Below are 19,565 nucleotides of genomic sequence, written 5' to 3'. Positions count from 1 at the left end.
TAACTTAATTCGAAATTAAAATTCAAATGCGATAATTGATGTTTGCACATCTCGTATCAATTAGGACTTACTCAGTATATAAATTTTTCACATGATAGTCAATGGATTCCAGAAATTATTTTGTGTAAAAATGGAATATAACTATAATATTTTATATTTTGTTTCTTATTTATACAAAAACCTATCGCCCTTTATGATTGATACATCAAACAAAGCTTTTTACTAATTAATTTATCCTCCCATTTCTCGACTATAAATCTATAACAATAATAATTTCGATTACTCACTCATAATGCCTTGCATTTTACTTTGTAGCTGTGTAAATGTCGTGAAACCATCATCTTCCATAAAATGACCGCCAAATTCAGTTACTTTACATGTCCCTCCAAGCGTATCCATTAATCTTTTTGTTTCTTTGTAAGACACATAGGAATCATTTTTGGCACATAGACCATAAAATGCCTCTACTTTTTGTTTAACGTTTTCGTAATCTATATGAAAGTCTTCAATTTGATTGGTTTCGACAAATGGTATGACATCCTCCATGAATCCAGAAATACTAAATAATCCTTGTATAGTATTAATTTGTGATTTCTCTATAAACTTTAAAGCTGCGAGTGTTCCAAAACCATGCGTTACAAAAAACGTTTCATACTTAGTAACACAAATTTGATTTTTCATGTTACTCATCCAAGTATCAATATGATCATTTTCATCAACCGGCAAGTTAAATAAAGTTACATTATAACCTTCTAGCGTGAGGTTACTGGCTAACCATTCATACCAATGATTTGATGCATCACCTTGTTTTGAATGTACTATAATTATATCCGTCATATAAATCCCCCATTAAAAATAACTTTCTAATATATATATATCATTTTATCATTTATATAGCATGTCATCGTTTTTAATGCTACATAAATAATATCAATTAAAAAACGAGGCAGAAACCAAAATTGTATTTGATTTCAAATCCTCGCTCCGTATCTTTACTCGCATATACTCTATAATTCATTTAATAATTCTGATACTGCATTTTTACCTTGTAAAATACAGTCTGGCAGGCCAACCGCTTCAAATGAAGCACCGGCTATTCTTAACCTAGGATAATTATGTTTAATATGCGCTTGAATCGCAGATATGTTATCCATATGATCCACACGATATTGCGGCATACTATTAGGTAAACGATTCACAATACTGAAATCTGGTGCGCCTTTAAAAGTCATCATTTGTGTTAAATCTCGTTTAACAATATCTACAAGTTCTTCATCTGAATGATCTTTCACAACCGTATCACCTGGTTTACCAACATAAGCACGTATCAGCACCTTACCTTCTGGTGTAGTAAAAGGCCATTTTTTACTTGTCCATGTACATGCTGTGATATCGGTTTGGCTCGTTCTTGCAATCACGAAACCCGTACCGTCATAGGTATTTTCAATATGCTGTTCATCAAATGCTAGTACAACCGTTGCAACGGTTGTAGATGGCATTGTTTTGAAATAATCAAGGGCTGGATCATTACCAAACCATTTCATAAAGGTTTGATGTGGTGTGGTAACAAGCACACTGTCGTAGATATTTTTTTCATCATCTACAACAAGCTCATAATTCGTTTGTGAGATGACGATATCATCTATAGGTGTATTAAATCTGATTTTTACACCTTGGTTTACGACATAATCAGTTAATTTTTCAATAAAAGAAGTCAGCCCATGCCTAAATTGTTTAAATTGGCCTTTTGGTGCTCCTGGATATAATTGTCGTTGTTTTTGACGTTGCATTTTTTCGTATCGCATACCTTTAATTAAACTACCAAACTGTTCTTCTCTTTCTTTAAACTCCGGAAAAGTAGACATTAAACTTAATTCATCAATGTTTGTACCATAAATACCACCCATTAAAGGTTCAATTAAATTTTCTAAGACTTCATCTCCTAGACGTTCACGAAAGAATGACCCAACAGAAATATCGCGTTCTATTTGAATAGGCTTTTTTAATAAATCTAAACCAGCACGTAATTTACCTTTAGGCGAAATCAATTTTGTTTTAATAAAAGGTTTAAGGTTAGTTGGCACACCTAAGATAGATCCCCCTGGAATAGGAAACAGTTTATTTTTAGCATAAATATAAGATTGTCCTGTTTGATTAGTGATAAGTTCATCTGCTAATCCAATATCTTTAGCAATGTCTGTCATAATCTGTTTGCGTCCTAGATAAGATTCTGGACCTAATTCAATCGTATAACCATCTTTTCGATAGGTTTGAATCTTACCGCCAGTTCGATTAGTCGCTTCATATATCGTCACATCTATATCTGGTCGTTGTTTTTTTATAAAATATGCACTAGATAAACCTGTGATACCAGCTCCGATAATAGCAATACTTTTAGTCAAAATAAGTCACGCTTCCTTTAATAAACATTTTTTATCTCTTCAACAATTGCGCCAATAAATAGCGGATCAGTATCTGGCATTTTTGGACGATGATAATGTACACCTAATTCATCACAAATCACTTTACATTCATAATCGTTATCATAGAGTACTTCTAAATGTTCACAAACAAAACCCACTGGGGTATAGATAAAGTGTTCATATTTATGTTCATTGTATAACGCTCGAGTTAAATCTTGAACATCAGGTCCTAACCAAGGTGTACCCGTATTCCCTTCAGATTGCCATCCTTCAGCTACATGTATAATATTTGAATGTTGTTCTAATAACTGAGCAGTTTCATGTAACTCATTAGGATAAGGATCGTTATTTTTCTCAATTAAGCCTTTTGGCAAACTATGAGCTGAAACAACAAGAACTGTTTTGTCATGTTCATCTTGTGGAATATCTGCTAATGTTTCATTGATTTTCTCTGTCCAATATTGAATGAATTTAGGTTGTTGATAGTAATGTTCAACATGTTTAAACGTGATGCCGTATTTATCTGCTTCTTTTTGTGCACGTGTATTGTAAGAGCCAACTGAAAAGCTAGAATAATGTGGTGCTAATACAACTGTAACAGCTTCATCTATACCGTCTTCATGCATTGATTGTACAGCGTCTTCAATAAATGGGTGAATGTGTTTTAAACCGATATATAGTTTAAATTCAACGTCGTCATAGGCTTGATTGAGCGCATCACGAAGTGACTCTGCTTGTCTATTTGTCGTTCCTGCTAACGGAGATAAACCACCAATAAATTGATATCTATCTTTTAAATCTTGTAGTTCCGCTTCAGTAGGTTTTTTCCCATGTCTAATATCTGTATAATAAGCTTCTATATCGCTTTCTTTATATGGTGTTCCATAAGCCATAACCAATAGGCCTATTGTTTTTGTCATTTTAAGATCATCCTTTTGTATTATAATTTTTAGATGCATATGACATAATTATTTGTAATTCGTGATAGTCAAAATTTATGTCGTACTATCTCTGTGTGTAGTCATGTACAAATGTAGTCACACGTTTTAATGTTTCGGGCTTCACCTCTGGAAATACGCCATGACCTAAATTGAAAATATGTTTGCCATGCGCTATCCCTTGGTCTAATATTGCTTTCAGCCTTTCTTCTATTACATCCCATGGTGCCAATAATAGAGATGGATCTAAATTCCCTTGCAATGTCTTATCAATGTTCCTTGAACTAGCTTCTTTAATTGATAGTCTCCAATCCAATCCCAATACATCTATAGGTAATGTGTTCCATTCATCTGCTAAATGGCTAGCACCAACTCCAAATAGAATAACAGGTACATTATACTTCTCCTTAATACCGCTTATCAATTTATTCATCGCAGGTTTAATATAATAGCGATAATCTTGAACGTTCAATGCACCCACCCAAGAATCGAATACTTGGATAATTTGTGCACCTGCCTCTATTTGTGCAGAAGTATAAGTTATAGACATTTCAACTAAGTGATCCATTAATGCAAACCATGTCGCTTCATCACTATACATCATTGCTTTTGTAAAGTTATAGTTCTTAGAAGGACCACCTTCAATCATATAACTTGCAAGTGTAAATGGCGCACCAGTAAATCCAATCAATGGCACATTCAACTTTTCTTCAGTTAATAATTTAATCGTATCTAACACATAAGGTACATCTCTCTTTGGATCAATGTGTCCTAATTTTTCAACATCCTGTATCGTTTTAATTGGATTATGAATCACTGGACCTATGCCAGATTTAATTTCTACATCCACACCTATTGGCTGTAGAGGTGTCATGATATCTTTATAAAGTACCGCTGCATCTGTATTATAGTTATCTACAGGCAGATGTGTTACATACGCACACAGTTCTGGTTGGTGTGTAATTTCAAATAATGAATACTTTTCTTTTAATCTTCTATATTCTGGCTGAGACCTGCCAGCTTGACGCATAAACCAAACTGGTGTGTGCGAAACCGACTCGCCTTTTATCATATTTAGGATCGTATTGTTTTTATTATGCACCTTTTAATCCTCCTAGATTATAATCATTCTTGTCTATAATACCATATTGCTTAATTACGCGTATTTTATTGTTCTAAAATGTCATAAAAAAGACAAACAGTCTCATTTTAACAGCTTAATTATTTGACTATTGTTTTATAATAAAAATCAATTATAATGTTATCAAAGCCTATTTTATATTTATTTGAAAAAGTAGATATTTTTATAGTAAAGTGAAATAGTTATTTATACTTTCATATACCAAGCAAGGGGGACAATCTTATGAAAATTTATGCATCTTATGGAACGTTTGGTTACTTAAACCAGATTAGGCTAAATAATCCTGACCATAACTTATTACAATTTTCAGCGTCTGATTCTTCAGTCATTCTTGAAGAAACTGACCAAACTTCTGTATTAAAACAACCTTTAGTCTATGATGTACTTAAAGCTGAGGGAGATTTAAATGAAAATTATTTTTATTCGGTCATATTTGTACCTACATCAGAAGATCATGCTTATCAACTAGAAAAAAGATTAGAAAATATTACTGCTGACTTTAAACAATTTGCGGGTTATCGAAGCTATCGTTTCCTAAAACCTGATCAAGGTTTAACTTATAAGATTTACTTTGGCTTTGAAAGTAGAACGGCTTATGAAGACTTTAAAGCATCATCTATTTTCAAAGATAATTTTGATAAATTAGCATTAAGTCAATTCTTTGGTTCTAGTGGCCAACATTCTAGTTATTTCGAAAGATATTTATTCCCTATCGATGATAATTGATTTAATGTAATGAACTTAAAAACACTGTTTATGTCAAAGCAAATGACATAAACAGTGTTTTTTTAATCTCGCAATAACGTTTCTTGATATTTTAATTTTTTAATTACATTTCTAATTGTTAACCAACCCACTATTAAGAATAATAAGCCAAAATAACTGTATAATGGGAAAGATATCGCATATACGATAATAAATAAAATGCCTATCATAAACATTAATCTATATAAAAATTGTTCATAACCTTTAATCACTTTTGATTCTGGTGTTGGCCAAACTTGTGGCCATAAACCATATGCCTGTTGTGTATAAAATTGTGCCATTTGAAGCAAGATAATATACATAAACAAACTTCCTATGATCAAAGTGATTACGGGTTGATGCAACCAAAACATAAGAATGAGCGCAATAATAACTAACCTTAATATTATATTAAAAACATCTTTCCCTCTTGCGAAGCTCCTAACGAATAAATATAAATACATATAATTCTCATTGAATTTCTTAAACTTAGGAGTTCGTAAAATAGGATCCAAATAACTTCGTCGAACCGCTGTTTCTTTAAGGTGTTTGACATCTGTAAACATATTTACAAATTTATAGTAATTCATATGATGTTGTTGCTCTGACTTAATCATTCTTTCCCAAGGAAACAATTGATGCTTATTTTGATATTGAAGTAGTAGTGTTAAGCCTATAATAATTAATATCGAAGTGATACTTGCAAATGATTTGGCATCTAATGTCACATAATAGCCTGATGCAAGTACAATAAAAAGTAATGTATGCAATGACCAACTTTCCAATTTATACGTGTACCATTGCCATTTTAATAATAAGCCTACAAATGGCATGATTAACATTAATAATGCAAATAATATATAAAAGCCAAATGTCTGGTCATTAATCACATAAAACAATGGAAATAATACAATCATAATAACAACTTGTAAGCCAATACGTGAAACATAGCTATAAATCAAACTTTGCTTAATATAGTGATTCATATTGCTTTCGAATGGCAATAAAAATAATTTATCTGCATCTTTAAGCAACGTACGTAATGGAAACATTGACGTTATTGAAACGAATATACTAACAATAAGTGAATAATTAATATGTTTCGGTATTGATTTAAGCCAATCACCGTAGCCTAATATAAATGCACCTAACATAATAACTAAAAACAAAGAAAAATGACCATTAAAAATAAATTTATTATAATATTGTTTTTCTTTACTTATTTCACGTTTTCTAGTTTTAAATAATTGTTCTGCATCTCGTTTCATGAATTTTGGCCACCTTGCGTGACATGGATATAGATTTCATCTAATGTCTTACCTTTTAGCCCTGTTTGAGCACGCAACTCTTCCAAGTTTCCAAAAGCAACTATTTCTCCTTCATCCATGATTAAAAATCTATCACAATAACGCTCTGCAGTTGCTAGTATATGTGTACTCATCAGCACTGTACGACCTTCTTGCTTTTTTTCCACCATCAAATCTAACATAGATTGAATACCTAACGGATCTAAACCAAGAAATGGTTCATCGATAATATATAGTTCAGGATTAACTATAAATGCGCATATAATCATCACTTTTTGTTTCATACCTTTAGAAAAGTGACTTGGAAAAATATTTAATTCATCTTCTAAACGAAACGTTTTTAATAATGGACGCGCACGTTCCATAGCAACTTCTCTGCTAATATTATATGCCATTGCTGTCATATAAATATGTTCTTGTAAAGTTAGTTCTTCATAAATAACTGGTGATTCTGGTATATACGATAACTTTCTTCTATATGTTTCAACATCTTGCTTTATATTTATATCAGAAATAGACAAGTTACCTTCCATAGGTGTTAACAATCCAAGCATATGCTTAATCGTTGTACTCTTACCTGCCCCATTTAATCCTATAAGTCCCACAATTTCACCTTGTGTTAATTCAAAATTTATATTTTTAATTACAGGTCGTTTTCCATAACCACCTGTTAAATGTTCTACTTTTACTGTCATATAGCACCTCCACAAAATATATTGTATCAAAAATCTTTAATTAGTCATAAATTTACTGCAAAAACTGACGTAAATAATACAGTAATGCTATAATAGGCAATAACAATCTTACAAGGAGTGAAGATTTTATGTCAGAAACAATCTTTAGTAAAATTATAGATGGTGAAATACCAAGTCATAAAGTATATGAAGATGAATATGTCTATGCATTTTTAGATATATCACAAGTTACCAAGGGTCATACACTTTTAATCCCTAAAAAAGCATCTGCTAATATTTTTGAAACTGACAGTGAAACAATGAAACATATTGGTGTCGCACTGCCAAAAGTTGCTAACGCTATTAAAACAGCTTTTAACCCAGATGGACTCAATATTATACAGAATAATGGTGAATTTGCCGATCAATCTGTCTTTCATCTTCATTTCCATTTACTACCAAGATATGAAAATGATGTCGATGGTTTTGGCTATAAATGGGAAACACACGAAGAAAGTATCGACGATGAACAAAAGGCTGAAATTGCACAAGAAATAGCCGCTCAATTCGATTAATCATGCTTACCTTATTACATATGGGGTATATAAAAAATATTAACGGATGAGATACTACTAGAAATGAGGAGAATTTTTATGAAAACAGCTCAAATATTATTAGGCCTAGGCGCTGGCGTTGCAACTGGCCTCGGTGTAGCTTTAATGAATCGTGATAAAAAAGATTCTAGCCTAAATACTGCACGTGCTAAAAAACCAACTGGTGCTGAATCAGAAGTAGATAGAGAAATAAACACAATTAAGCAAAGTGTGAATGACATAGCCAACTATATTTCACAAATCAAAACTGAAAGTACTGAATTCGGTAGTTCTATCGGTGACGAAGTAAAAACGATGATTGGTGATTTCAAATCTGATATCAATCCAAATATTGAGAATTTGCAATCACATATTGAAAACCTTCAAAACCGTGGTGAAGAAATTTCAAAAGCATTTGATAAAGATGAAAAATAACCACTAATTAAAGTATCAATTATTGAACTGTTATCTAACATTTAAACTAATGCTAGATAACAGTTTTTTAATTGAAAATACTTTTATGCATGCTATAAACTTACCTACTCAAATGATGGAATATATCTTGACGTTTCACATATTAAGATAGATAATACATAAGTATATATCATATGACTTTAGTTTAAGAGGAGTGAATAAACAATGTATCTCTGTACAAGACAAATCGATATCAATGCTCGATTTGGATTACCAAGGATTGCATTTCTAAGTTTAGTTACAACCATTATTACATTTCTCCTTGCTTATGAAATACTCTATTTTTTTTCTAACACAAAACTAACTGATCAATATTTTTTAATCTTTTTACTACTCGTGGTTATTTTGTACCCTATCCACAAAGCCATTCACCTCATATTTTTTATTCCATATTATAAATCGTTTAAAAAATATAAATTGTTACGGCATAAAAAAATACCATTTTATAATACGTATGTGAACACACCAGTAAATAAGTATTATTTTTGTTTTGATTTAATAACACCAGTTATAATCATCACTGTAATTTGTGCTTATTTCAGTACACTGTTTCCACAATACGGTCATTATCTGATGTTTTTAATTGCTTTAAATATGGGTTATTCAGTTATGGATTTTCTATATTTAAAAATCATTTTATTTTCAAATGAAGGTGATTATATAGAAGAACATCAAACAGGTATTAATATATTAAATAAAGTTAATACGCATTATGAGAAAAAAGTATAGTCTTGTTTCATAATGATTTACTTGTATGCATAGATAAATATTACAGAGGTGAACATAAGTAATCTAACAATAGGTTACGATGTCACCTCTTTTTTGATTAAGTTATATCAAAAGTCACAAAACACTAATACTATAGTCGTAGAAATTATGTTTCTAATTGGTGAATAATCAATAATATGTTATATTTACGTTGTTATTCTTACAAAAGGAGTTTCCAACTATGAAAACATTTAAAAAAGTTTTACTTCCTGTTACAGCTAGTGCATTGTTATTAGGCGCATGTGGTAACAGTGCAACAGATTCAAAAGAAGATACAATTATTTCTTCAAAAGCTGGCGACGTTAAAGTCGAAGATGTTATGAACAAGATGGGTGATGAGCAAATTGCTAATACATCATTCTCAATCATGTTAAACAAATTGCTTGCTGATAAATATAAAGACGATGTAAATACAAAAGATATTGATAAAGAAGTTGAAAAAGAACAAAAACAATATGGTGGCAAAGATCAATTTGAAAGTATGTTAAAACAACAAAAAATGTCTATAGGCGATTATAAAGAACAGAAAAAATTACAAGCTTATCAAAAAGAACTACTTAATGATAAAGTGAGTATGTCTGACAAAGAAATTAAAGAAAATACCAAAAAAGGCTCTCACATTCTAATTAAAGTTAAAGAAAATAAAGATGATAAAGAAGGCTTATCTGATAAAGAAGCTAAAGCAAAAGCTGAAAAAATCCAAAAAGAAGTTGAAAAACACCCAGATAAATTTGGAGAAATTGCTAAAAAAGAATCAATGGATAAAGCCTCTGCTAAAAAAGATGGTAGCTTAGGTTATGTCGTCAAAGGTCAAATGGAAGACAAATTTGAAAAAGCATTATTCAAACTTAAAGAAGGTAAAGTATCTGACGTAGTTAAAACAGATTACGGTTACCATATTATCAAAGCAGATAAAGAAAATGACTTTGATAAAGAAAAAGGCAAATTAAAAGCACAATTAATTCAAACTAAAATTCAAAAAGATCCTAAGCTTTTAACTGACGCTTATAAAGAATTATTAGATGAATATAAAGTTGATTATAAAGATAGAGATATTAAAAAAGCGATTGAAGACTCAATATTAGATCCAGAAAAAATCAAACAACAGCAGCAACAACAACAGCAACAACAATCTATGCAACAAAGTGGTGCTGGCATGTCAACTGGACAATAATTTCATAAATGAATCAAGTGGTATAGAAACCTATTCAATTAGATTTCTATACCACTTTTTTCGAAAATGAAAAAGGTTCGAGAACATCCACAAATGTCTCGAACCTTTTAATATTATATATCCAACCTAAAAGACCTTCATTATTAATCTAGCGATTTAGGATTGTAAAATTGTCTACCATCTAATCCAAAAATACGTTCTGTAAATTGACCTTTATCAGTTTTCTTATAAGCTTTTTCAAACATATTCATTTTCGCATCTATATTATCAATGAAGAATAATATTTCTGCCTCTTTCATATGAGGTAATTTCGGCGAACCAAATTCCATTTTACCATGATGCGCTAAAATCATGTGGCGTAGCAATAACACTTCTTCACCTTCAAGATTCAGCTCTCTTGCCGCTTCTGCGACTTCATCACTAGCAATTGAAATATGCCCTAATAAATTACCTTCGACAGTATAGGAAGTAGCTACTGGACCACTTAATTCTCTAACTTTGCCTAAATCATGCAAAATAATTGCGCTATATAACAAACTGCGATTTAACAATGGATAAATATCACAAATTGATTTTGCAACACGTAGCATTGTTAACACATGATAGCTTAAACCACTCGCAAAATTATGATGATGTGTACTAGCTGCTGGAAAAGTAAAAAACGCTTCTTGATGCTTACGTATCAAATGTCTCGTAATACGTTGTAACGTTGCATTTTCAATGTCCAACATATAATGCGATATTTCCTCTTGAATTTCATCTGGAGTAAGTGGCGCCCCATCAACAAAATCTTGCGTTTTCATATTATCATCTGGTGTAGCTAATTTTATCTTGTTTATCTTCATTTGCTTACGACCACGATAATTAATTACATCACCAGTAACATGTACGATTTTCTCAGGTTCTAATATTTTCATATCTTCTTTACTCACAGTCCACAATTTGGCTTCTATATCGCCACTTTTATCTTGTAAGTATAGTGTCATATAGTCCTTACCTTGAGCAGTAACACCTTGTGTCGCTTTATGGATTAAGAAAAAATGATCTACTGAATCACCTGGATTTAATTTTTCTACATTTCTCATTATTTACCGCCTTCCTGAATTTTATCTAAAGTAATAATTTGTTTTGAAGGCACACTATTATCTTTCACACATGTAAAGTATAGGATTTGATAACTGTTAGGCATTTGTCTCAAATAATTCATCATGATTTCTTTTCTTTGCTTATCAAAATGAACAAACGCATCGTCTATGATAATTGGGAAAGGATAATATGGCTTTAATGTTTTAATTAAACTTAAACGCAATGCAATGTATAAGATTTCTTTTGTTGATTGGCTTAATTCAACGGGTTCATACATTTGACCATTAACTTGTTTAACCATTAAATTATCATTTGCATACGTAACTTGAACATAATGACCATTTGTTAAATGCGTAAAGATATCTGTTGCTTCATTTATCACTTGTGGTAAACGTTTATCTTTAATTTGTTTAATATGTCCTTCTACCAATGCTTGTAAATAACTTAAACTTGCCCAATCTTTCGCTTCAGCATTCACTTTATTTTTCAATATGTGGAATCTATGTCTTAAATCAGCTAAAGTCTTATCTGTTTCCATATCTGTGATTTTGGCATTTAAGTCACTTACTTCAGATTGCATTTCTAAATACTGATCATTATAATCATCAACTTGACGTGCTAATACTTCATCTTCGTTAGTAAGTTGTGCAGATGTTTTCTCACTTAAACTTGAACTTGTATCATAATTATAATTTTGATTTTCCAGATATTTTGATAAGTCATTAAATCTCGACATATTTTGATGATAATTTTGATATTGAACATGATGTTGATAATATGATTCTTCATCGTTAACATTAACAAAATTGAATAATTGGTCAATCACACGGCTATTTTCATTTAATCTACTATTCAGTTGTGAAACTTCACTTTCAATTAATTTGATTTGTTCATCATTACGTGTCCATTTTTCCAAATTACTTGTTTCTTCTTTAAGCCATTGTCTTATATCGTGGAATAGCGATAATTCATTAAAATACGTAAATTGGTTTTTAGTTACTTCTTGCGCATGTTCGTAAAAATCATTTAATTGTTGTTTTAAGGCTTGTACCTGTGTTTGCAAATCATCGATATGCTTTTCATGTGTTTTAATTTTATTCATTGTTCCAATACTATCTACGATTAATTCATCTGACATTTTATCAGATAAATATAAATCAGCTTTCACTTTATCAATGTTTTGTTGCGCATTTTGATATTGTTCCTTTGCCTGAGTTAAAGTATTGGTTAAGTATTCAGCCTTCTTATCTATTGCTTCTTTTGTTTTGATTGTTGTTTGTAGCTGTTCTCGTACTCTGTACTGATCATCCAAGTCGAAGTCAAGATCATAGTTATCTTCAAGTTGTGTTACTTGCTGTTGCAAATCTTCAATTTCTTTAGAAAAAGATTCACTATGTCCGACCTCTTTCGTTTTAACAAAGAATATACCGACAATAAATACGACTGATAGAATAGCAAAGATAATCCCGAAAATGATATTCGCAGATACAAATGAGAAGACTGTCAGTCCAATGCCAATAATAGCCAATATAATTAAACTTATTCGCATTAAATTTTGTTTCTTCTCATTCTCTCTTTGCTCTTTATCAAATGTTTCTTTCATTTTTTGATAAAGATTGTTTTTCTCTTGAAGCTCAAACACTTGTCTATTATATTGTTTTTTCTTTTCAAAGTTCTCTTCTGGAACAATATCTGCTTCAAGCGCATTCATTTCTGCGTGATTTGTATCATTATCAATTTTATTTTCTTCAATATTACGTTCGAGTTGTTGGATATAAGCCATTTGCTCTTGTTTATCTTTTATTTGATTACTGACATGACTCTTCATAGCTTCTGAACCATCGACTTCATGATGAACAGTTTGCCATCCAATGTTTGACTTCAAGCCTTCTTTTTCACGTTCTTTATCTTGTATTTCTTTATCTAACGCCTTAACTTCATATTCTTTTTGTTTTATTTCATTTTCTTGTTGATGTAAATGATTAAATGCATCAATGTCACTTTGCCTTGGTACTGTTATTTTTTCATTTTCGGCTTTAAGATGTGCTAATCGTTCTGTTCTTAAACTGATATCACGCTTTAAATTTTGAGTTTGTAACTTTGCCGATTCATAACGATCTATACCTTGTTCTGGAAAAACAACAGGCTCTATATTCAATTGGGTTTCCAATTGTTTCCACTCTTGAGTCTGTTCAAGTAAAGCGAGTTCTTTTTGTTTACGTTCATGCATTTTAGATAGCTGTGCTAAATTTTGTTTTAAATTATTAAGTCGTCTTTCTGCTTTATCTTTATCATCTACTAATCGCTTATAAGAAGTTAATTTTGCTTCTTCTTCACGAATTTGGCCTTCTAATTCTTTCAGTTGTTCTATTTGTTGATTGATAATTGGATTGCGACCATTTTTTTTATAAAGTTCTTCCTTTTTAGTATTTAATACCTCACGCATAGTCGTAAATTCAGTAGAGCCTAAAGCACCAGCATGTAAAAGATAATTTTGTAATTGTGTTTCATCCATATTTTTATGAATATCTTGCAACCCTAAAACATCGAATGAAAAAATCCCTTGATACGTACGTTTCGAGATAAAATTCAGTTCTTTTTTTAACCAACTTTCATCTTTAATGCTACCATTAGCCAAATAAACTTTCACATCACCAGTCGCACTGCCTTTAATACGTTCTACTTCGACGAGCGAGCCGTCATCTTGAATTAATGTTAATTTACCACCGTATTGATTACCTAATCTTGGTTCTAAACGTGGTTCGTTCTCTTTTTTTGTAGGAAATCCAAAGAGAATTGAATGAATAAATGCTTGTATTGTAGATTTACCCGTTTCATTTTCACCATAAATCTGAGTAAATGATTCGTCAAATTCAATTTTTCTTTCAATAAATCTACCGTATCCATAAATCTCTAATGATTTGATTTTCATATTATTCACCCCTCATATCTGACTTCAATAATTCTTCAGCATGTTCAATTAATGCTCTTCTATCGAAATCACTATAATTTTCTAGATATTTAGACGCTTTGGGATTTAAATACAAATCATTCATAGCACCGTCATAAACAGTTGTATCATCTATTAATTCAGGCGAGAATTCTTTAACTAATGTATTTTGATCTTCATATTTGTTTTTAATTGAGAGTTGTTCTACAAATACAAAATCATGCTCATTTTCTTCAAAATCACTTATCATTTCATGTACTTGCAAAATATCTTGTTCAGATATCAATTGATCTGAATTTACAACAACATTCAGTTGATAGATGGCTTTTCCATTTTTTCTCACTTGTGATTTAAAAGATTGAATGTCATCAAAAAGACCTTGCTTCGATGTTTTATCCGATTCTATAGTTGCTTTTTCAAATCTTATAAATTGAGTAGGAACAAATTGCGCGTTGAGTTTTAAATCGTCCCCTTCAACTAACAAGCATCCTTTTTCACCCAGCTCTTTAAAATGTCTGCCTTGAATGTTACCAGGATAATGAATTTGTGGCATATCACTCAGTTGTTGACGCTCATGAATGTGGCCTAAAGCCCAATAGTGATATAACTTATTATTTAAGTCTTCTAGTCTGAATTCAGTATATCGATCATTGGTATTTGATTTGCTATATGTACCATGCAAGATACCAATATGTATGCCTTTTTGACCTTGACTTGAAGGATATGCATCTAATTTATTTTCATAACTTGCATCATTTTGATAACTAAAACCATGCAAATAAATCTCTTCGCCATTTTTAGTGATTGTTTGATAAGTTTCAACATTTTCAGAGAAAACGGAAACATTATCTGGCCATACTGTGCCAATACTTGCTGATAATGGATCATGATTCCCGTGACATAAATAAACAAATATTTGTTCTCTCTTTAATCGTTCAAACTGTTCCTTTAAGAATACCTCTGCACGTAGCGTGCGGTTATGTTGATCAAATAAATCACCAGAAATAATCATAAAATCTATTTCTTCATTTAATGCTAAATCTACTATTTTTTTAAAACTTTCGTAAGCACTTTTTTGCATATCATCAAAAATAGACTGACTAAGATAACTTCTAGATTTAAAAGGACTATCTAAGTGTAAGTCAGCGCAATGAATAAATTTCACCATACAGTATAGTTCTCCTTTATTGAAAGGTTTATTTGTACTTATGCATATACCACAATTAATTAACATCTAAGTTATTTCTGTCACTTGTTAAATTGTATGCATAACAATCCTTTTATCTCTATATTTTACCATATTGTTTATTCACCAGTCGATAAAACTAAGCGAGCAATCACTTTGTTTCTCTAATATCTACCTTATTAGTAAAAATCCCTTTCAATCAGTAGCCAAAATATAATCAATCTATATATTCACAAAAAAATAGACCAAGACAAATATATGTCTCGATCTATTTAACCATATAGGTCGCATCGGTATTGAACTACTACAAAATCAAATTTATAAAAGATAGGATTACTGTTTTATTCTTTAAACGACTATATTATTTAAATAAAATTCATTTATATTCAACTAAAAATTAGTCAGCGTAAATTTCATCTAAAGGTTTAACAATGATTTGGTTGATTTCTTGGAATACTTGGCTCATATTTTGTTCAGCAGCCATTAATTCAGAAATGTTTGAATCATTTTCGATTTTTTGAGCTTGTTCTTGTGCTTTTTGTAGCTCTTCTTCACCGATTTCTTCACCTTGCATTTGTTTTTGTTGGAAACTTAATTGTGTTTCACGGAATTCATCAAATAAATCTTTTGATTCTTGATTTTCTTTAACTTTTGCATAAGCATTTTGAATAGCTTGATATTCATCACTTTCTCTTAATGCTTGTTCTAATTGATTTGCATGATCGTATAAATTTACTGCCACTATGCTTCACTCCTTTTTTGTATATGTGTGAAAACCACATCGATATTACAATAACATAATTTAATATGTTATACAAAAATTGCAATTACACCTTGGAATAAACCGATTATGCCACCGAGTAAAAATCCCAAAAACATGATTAATTTCAATTCTTTATTAGCGATATCAATGATTAATTTTTCAATATAAGCTAAATCAAATGTATTAATTTGTTCTTCTACCATTTGTCTCAAGTTTATTTTTTTCATAATTGGAGATAGATGTTTTGACGCATTATCAATAATTACATCGGTTAACGTCTTAGATACTTTTGTTTCTAAGAATGAAATAAAGCTTGGCATAATGGTATGCAATGGTTTATGTGAAGTTTGTTCTAAGTCCACATATCCTAATGCTAATTCTGTCACTGATGTTTTAAAAGCTTGATATTGCGTTTCATTTATCAATTCATTCAACTGTTTCGATTTCATTGTTGCATATTCATTTTCAATAATCTGCGTAGCAATTGCTTTTGCTTTATGATGACTCGTTAATCTAATGAGTTCATGCTGTATTCGCTCTGCAATGCTTTCTTTTGTCATGAACATTTGTAACATACCAACAATTTTTCCTTTTTCGTTGAAGAATGTATCTAACATAGAAGCAATATCTGCCCCACCTTTTTCTGATTTCAAGTATACGCGTGCTCTATCAAATAACAACTCAGGAAGTAGCGCAATTTTATCATCTATACTACTTTCAATGTCATTAGGAATAAGTTGCTGGATTGGCGTATTTTGATAATCTAAATAAAAGTTATCCATTTTATCTGAAATTAATTCATCTAATTTTTGATTTGCTGTTTTAGAAAAATCAATATCTACAATGTCTGCTAATGATTGTATTGTCGTATGATTCTCTTTCAATTTAGCGATTTGCTTAAATATAATCTCTTCAATTGCATCTCTAGAAGTTGGTGCATTTAACTTAGCTTGAATAACTTCTTCTGTAAGTAAGTGTTCTTCAACGACTTGACCAATTTTATCCGCAATTTCTTTTCTTCTTTTAGGTATTAATCCTGGAGTGAAAGGCACTCTCTTTTTGAAAATATAATATGTTTTAAACGGGTGAAACAACATTTTAACAGCAATGACATTGGTTACCCCACCAATCAGTGCGCCTATAACCATCATAAAGATGATAACTAAAAATGTCTGCATGTGTATGACTCCTTTGTTTGCTTAAATAAATTTCAAATTTTCTTATAATCATTTTTACATTGTATAACATATAACGATTCATTGCGTAGAAAAACATTCCAAAATTTTACTTATAACATAAAAAAAGACCTAAATCTATGTTTAGGTCAAGTAGAGGTAGAGTGACTAAATCATTCATATATAATATCACTTCCCATGACTGATAATTATATAAATAATGATTCTTCTATCACTAATTGAATTAATATTATACGTGCATTAATTCTTCTTTAGAAATTCTACCAAAATAAGTTTCAGCTTCTCTTAATTTTGAAGTACCAAATATCGGCTGTGTCTCTTGATTTAGCACACGATAGATATCACTCACTTTGTTACTTTGTAAGATGAAGCCATTACGACTATCAACAGTGTTCCAATAGATATCACTTGTTGTAGAATGGTTAGGATATGCACAATGATTACGAGAAATCGTTTGTACCATTTCTAGAGGATCACATCCAAATGTACTATTTAACACATCTGAATCTCTAAATAATGCACAAATTGACACACATGTTGTCCAGTTAGGTAATACTCTCTCTTTTTCTATTTGTACCAATGTCTTTTTAGAAAGACCTATTGTTTGGGCCATCGTATCTTGCGTATAACCTGCTTCAATACGTACCATTTTAAATTTTGTTTGAATTAAATCTGTGAAACTCTGTCTATCCATTACTTTAATCTACCTTTCATAAAAGAATATTTTATCCGGACACAAGAAATTGCAATAATACACGCTTCTTGAAACACAAATTACATCATAATACAATTTTTAGGAAAATAAAAGAGTGAAATGAAATTTTCATTGTTAATTATCATTGGCGCAATTATCAAAATAATCAATCTTATATCTTATAATATTTTAAAAACAAAAATCACTTTGTTTGTAAGCGTATTATTATTGTGAAATGTGTTATCAACTCAAATTACTTATTACTCTTTTAAGATAAAAACACTATTTATTATTATAGACCATTTTTCTTGTTTACGCATAGATAAACTACAAATTTCTCTAAATTAATTTAAATGATAGCTTTTGTTTACATTATTTAGAATTTTCATTATAATCTGAGTTACTTTTAAAATTTTGAGGTGCTTAATATGAAAAATACATATATATTACTAGCTAGATGTACAGACAGCGTAGGTTTAACGTCATTAATTACAACGATTATTGCGGATCATGGATCTAATATTTTACATTTAGATCATTTTACAGAGTATGAAAGCAACCAATCTGAAAATGGTAAATTATTTTTACGCTTAGAATTTGAACAAGTTACAGAACTTAAAGAAGCATTAGAATCGACTTTAAATCAATACGATATAAAATTTGAACTTTTCGATAATAATGATAAAACGAAAATCGCATTATTTGTTTCTAAAGAAGATCACGCATTTAACGAAGTGCTATTAAGAGTACAACGAGGTGAATTGCCTGCAGAAATTGTATGTGTCGTAAGTAACCATGAAACAAACAGACATTTTGCTGAATCTTTGTCTATTCCATTTTATTATGTGCCAAATAATAAAGAGAAACAAGAAGTAGAGCAAGAGATACTTAATATTTGTAGCCATCACGAAATCGATCTCATTGTACTAGCAAAATATATGCAAATTTTAACTGATCATTTTGTAAGTCATTATCCAAACCAAATTATAAATATTCATCATTCATTCTTGCCATCATTTATCGGTGCAAATCCTTATAAACAAGCTTGGGAACGCGGTGTTAAACTTGTAGGCGCTACAAGTCATTATGTTACGTCGGATTTAGATGAAGGCCCAATTATCGAACAGGATGTCACACGCATAAATCATCGCTACAGTGTTCAAGATTTAAGAAAAATAGGACGTCACGTTGAATCAACCGTGCTAGCACAAGCAGTCGAATATCACGTACAACATAAAATTATTGTAAATGATGGAAATAAGACGATTGTCTTTAATTAACAAATATTTTTTGTGTACTAATCACTGTTTCAGAGATAAAAAATAAAATTTTTAAGAATTATATATTTTCTAAAACCTACTATTGTAAATAGATACATTTAAAGTTATCTGAAACTCATTGTATTGACTTCAGATAACTTTATTATTTATATATAGTTCCACTTACTCCTGTAA

Annotated in this window: 18 protein-coding genes; 6 read left to right on the top strand and 12 right to left on the bottom strand. The window is 30.6% G+C overall.

What is annotated here, in order from left to right:
• Positions 1–279: 279 nt before the first annotated feature.
• The 4 genes from ACP7BT_RS00305 to hemE form a co-directional block, all read right to left on the bottom strand.
• Entirely contained in the window at positions 280–837 is a 558-nt protein-coding gene (locus ACP7BT_RS00305) for an RBBP9/YdeN family alpha/beta hydrolase (protein WP_002482903.1), read from the bottom strand.
• A 170-nt stretch (positions 838–1,007) separates the two neighbouring features.
• Complete coding sequence (gene hemY / locus ACP7BT_RS00300) at positions 1,008–2,402, bottom strand: protoporphyrinogen oxidase (protein WP_041080110.1); 1,395 nt, start codon at positions 2,400–2,402, stop codon at positions 1,008–1,010.
• Positions 2,403–2,419: 17 nt separating this feature from the next.
• Positions 2,420–3,343: a ferrochelatase gene (gene hemH / locus ACP7BT_RS00295; RefSeq protein WP_002482901.1), complete on the bottom strand. Its 924-nt coding sequence runs from the start codon at positions 3,341–3,343 to the stop codon at positions 2,420–2,422.
• Positions 3,344–3,428: 85 nt separating this feature from the next.
• The gene (gene hemE / locus ACP7BT_RS00290; protein ID WP_037538155.1) at positions 3,429–4,463 is read right to left on the bottom strand and encodes a uroporphyrinogen decarboxylase; all 1,035 of its coding nucleotides are present in this window, start codon (positions 4,461–4,463) and stop codon (positions 3,429–3,431) included.
• 261 nt (positions 4,464–4,724) lie between these two features.
• Here hemE and ACP7BT_RS00285 point away from each other — a divergent pair, with 261 nt between their 5' ends.
• Positions 4,725–5,228 carry an antibiotic biosynthesis monooxygenase gene (locus ACP7BT_RS00285; RefSeq protein WP_002482899.1) on the top strand — a complete coding sequence of 168 codons (504 nt, stop codon included), beginning with the start codon at positions 4,725–4,727 and terminating at the stop codon, positions 5,226–5,228.
• A 62-nt stretch (positions 5,229–5,290) separates the two neighbouring features.
• Here ACP7BT_RS00285 and ecsB read toward each other — a convergent pair whose 3' ends face one another.
• Positions 5,291–6,514: an ABC transporter permease EcsB gene (ecsB, locus tag ACP7BT_RS00280; RefSeq protein WP_041080112.1), complete on the bottom strand. Its 1,224-nt coding sequence runs from the start codon at positions 6,512–6,514 to the stop codon at positions 5,291–5,293.
• Positions 6,511–7,248 carry an ABC transporter ATP-binding protein EcsA gene (gene ecsA / locus ACP7BT_RS00275; RefSeq protein ID WP_002482897.1) on the bottom strand — a complete coding sequence of 246 codons (738 nt, stop codon included), beginning with the start codon at positions 7,246–7,248 and terminating at the stop codon, positions 6,511–6,513. Before ecsA ends, ecsB begins: the two co-directional genes overlap by 4 nt.
• Positions 7,249–7,376: 128 nt before the next feature.
• Here ecsA and ACP7BT_RS00270 point away from each other — a divergent pair, with 128 nt between their 5' ends.
• From ACP7BT_RS00270 to ACP7BT_RS00255, 4 genes are all read left to right on the top strand, one after another.
• Positions 7,377–7,802: an HIT family protein gene (locus tag ACP7BT_RS00270; protein WP_002482896.1), complete on the top strand. Its 426-nt coding sequence runs from the start codon at positions 7,377–7,379 to the stop codon at positions 7,800–7,802.
• A gap of 78 nt (positions 7,803–7,880) precedes the next feature.
• Positions 7,881–8,255 carry a YtxH domain-containing protein gene (locus ACP7BT_RS00265; protein WP_002482895.1) on the top strand — a complete coding sequence of 125 codons (375 nt, stop codon included), beginning with the start codon at positions 7,881–7,883 and terminating at the stop codon, positions 8,253–8,255.
• Positions 8,256–8,459: 204 nt separating this feature from the next.
• On the top strand, positions 8,460–9,023 hold the full coding sequence (locus ACP7BT_RS00260; protein WP_002482894.1) for a DUF3267 domain-containing protein: 564 nt from the start codon (positions 8,460–8,462) through the stop codon (positions 9,021–9,023).
• A 220-nt stretch (positions 9,024–9,243) separates the two neighbouring features.
• Complete coding sequence (locus tag ACP7BT_RS00255; RefSeq protein ID WP_011302817.1) at positions 9,244–10,236, top strand: peptidylprolyl isomerase PrsA; 993 nt, start codon at positions 9,244–9,246, stop codon at positions 10,234–10,236.
• A 143-nt stretch (positions 10,237–10,379) separates the two neighbouring features.
• Here ACP7BT_RS00255 and yhaM read toward each other — a convergent pair whose 3' ends face one another.
• From yhaM to xdrA, 6 genes are all read right to left on the bottom strand, one after another.
• The gene (gene yhaM / locus ACP7BT_RS00250) at positions 10,380–11,321 is read right to left on the bottom strand and encodes a 3'-5' exoribonuclease YhaM (RefSeq protein ID WP_002482892.1); all 942 of its coding nucleotides are present in this window, start codon (positions 11,319–11,321) and stop codon (positions 10,380–10,382) included.
• Entirely contained in the window at positions 11,321–14,254 is a 2,934-nt protein-coding gene (locus ACP7BT_RS00245) for an ATP-binding protein (protein WP_002482891.1), read from the bottom strand. Before ACP7BT_RS00245 ends, yhaM begins: the two co-directional genes overlap by 1 nt.
• A gap of 1 nt (position 14,255) precedes the next feature.
• Positions 14,256–15,440, bottom strand: a complete 1,185-nt coding sequence (locus tag ACP7BT_RS00240; RefSeq protein WP_041080114.1) for a metallophosphoesterase family protein — start codon at positions 15,438–15,440, stop codon at positions 14,256–14,258.
• A 415-nt stretch (positions 15,441–15,855) separates the two neighbouring features.
• Positions 15,856–16,200: a YlbF/YmcA family competence regulator gene (locus tag ACP7BT_RS00235; protein ID WP_002482889.1), complete on the bottom strand. Its 345-nt coding sequence runs from the start codon at positions 16,198–16,200 to the stop codon at positions 15,856–15,858.
• 68 nt (positions 16,201–16,268) lie between these two features.
• Complete coding sequence (locus tag ACP7BT_RS00230) at positions 16,269–17,399, bottom strand: DUF445 domain-containing protein (RefSeq protein WP_002482888.1); 1,131 nt, start codon at positions 17,397–17,399, stop codon at positions 16,269–16,271.
• A 247-nt stretch (positions 17,400–17,646) separates the two neighbouring features.
• Complete coding sequence (gene xdrA, locus ACP7BT_RS00225; RefSeq protein WP_002482887.1) at positions 17,647–18,111, bottom strand: XRE family transcriptional regulator XdrA; 465 nt, start codon at positions 18,109–18,111, stop codon at positions 17,647–17,649.
• Positions 18,112–18,539: 428 nt separating this feature from the next.
• Between xdrA and purU the strand changes: the two genes are divergently transcribed.
• Positions 18,540–19,391: a formyltetrahydrofolate deformylase gene (gene purU, locus ACP7BT_RS00220; RefSeq protein ID WP_011302813.1), complete on the top strand. Its 852-nt coding sequence runs from the start codon at positions 18,540–18,542 to the stop codon at positions 19,389–19,391.
• The last annotated feature ends 174 nt before the right edge of the window (positions 19,392–19,565 follow it).

It is taken from the genome of Staphylococcus sp. Y174-1, from assembly GCF_049897865.1.
Classification (GTDB): domain Bacteria; phylum Bacillota; class Bacilli; order Staphylococcales; family Staphylococcaceae; genus Staphylococcus; species Staphylococcus saprophyticus.
Note: the sequence above shows the minus strand (reverse complement) of the source record. Positions and strands in the feature narration are given on the sequence as shown.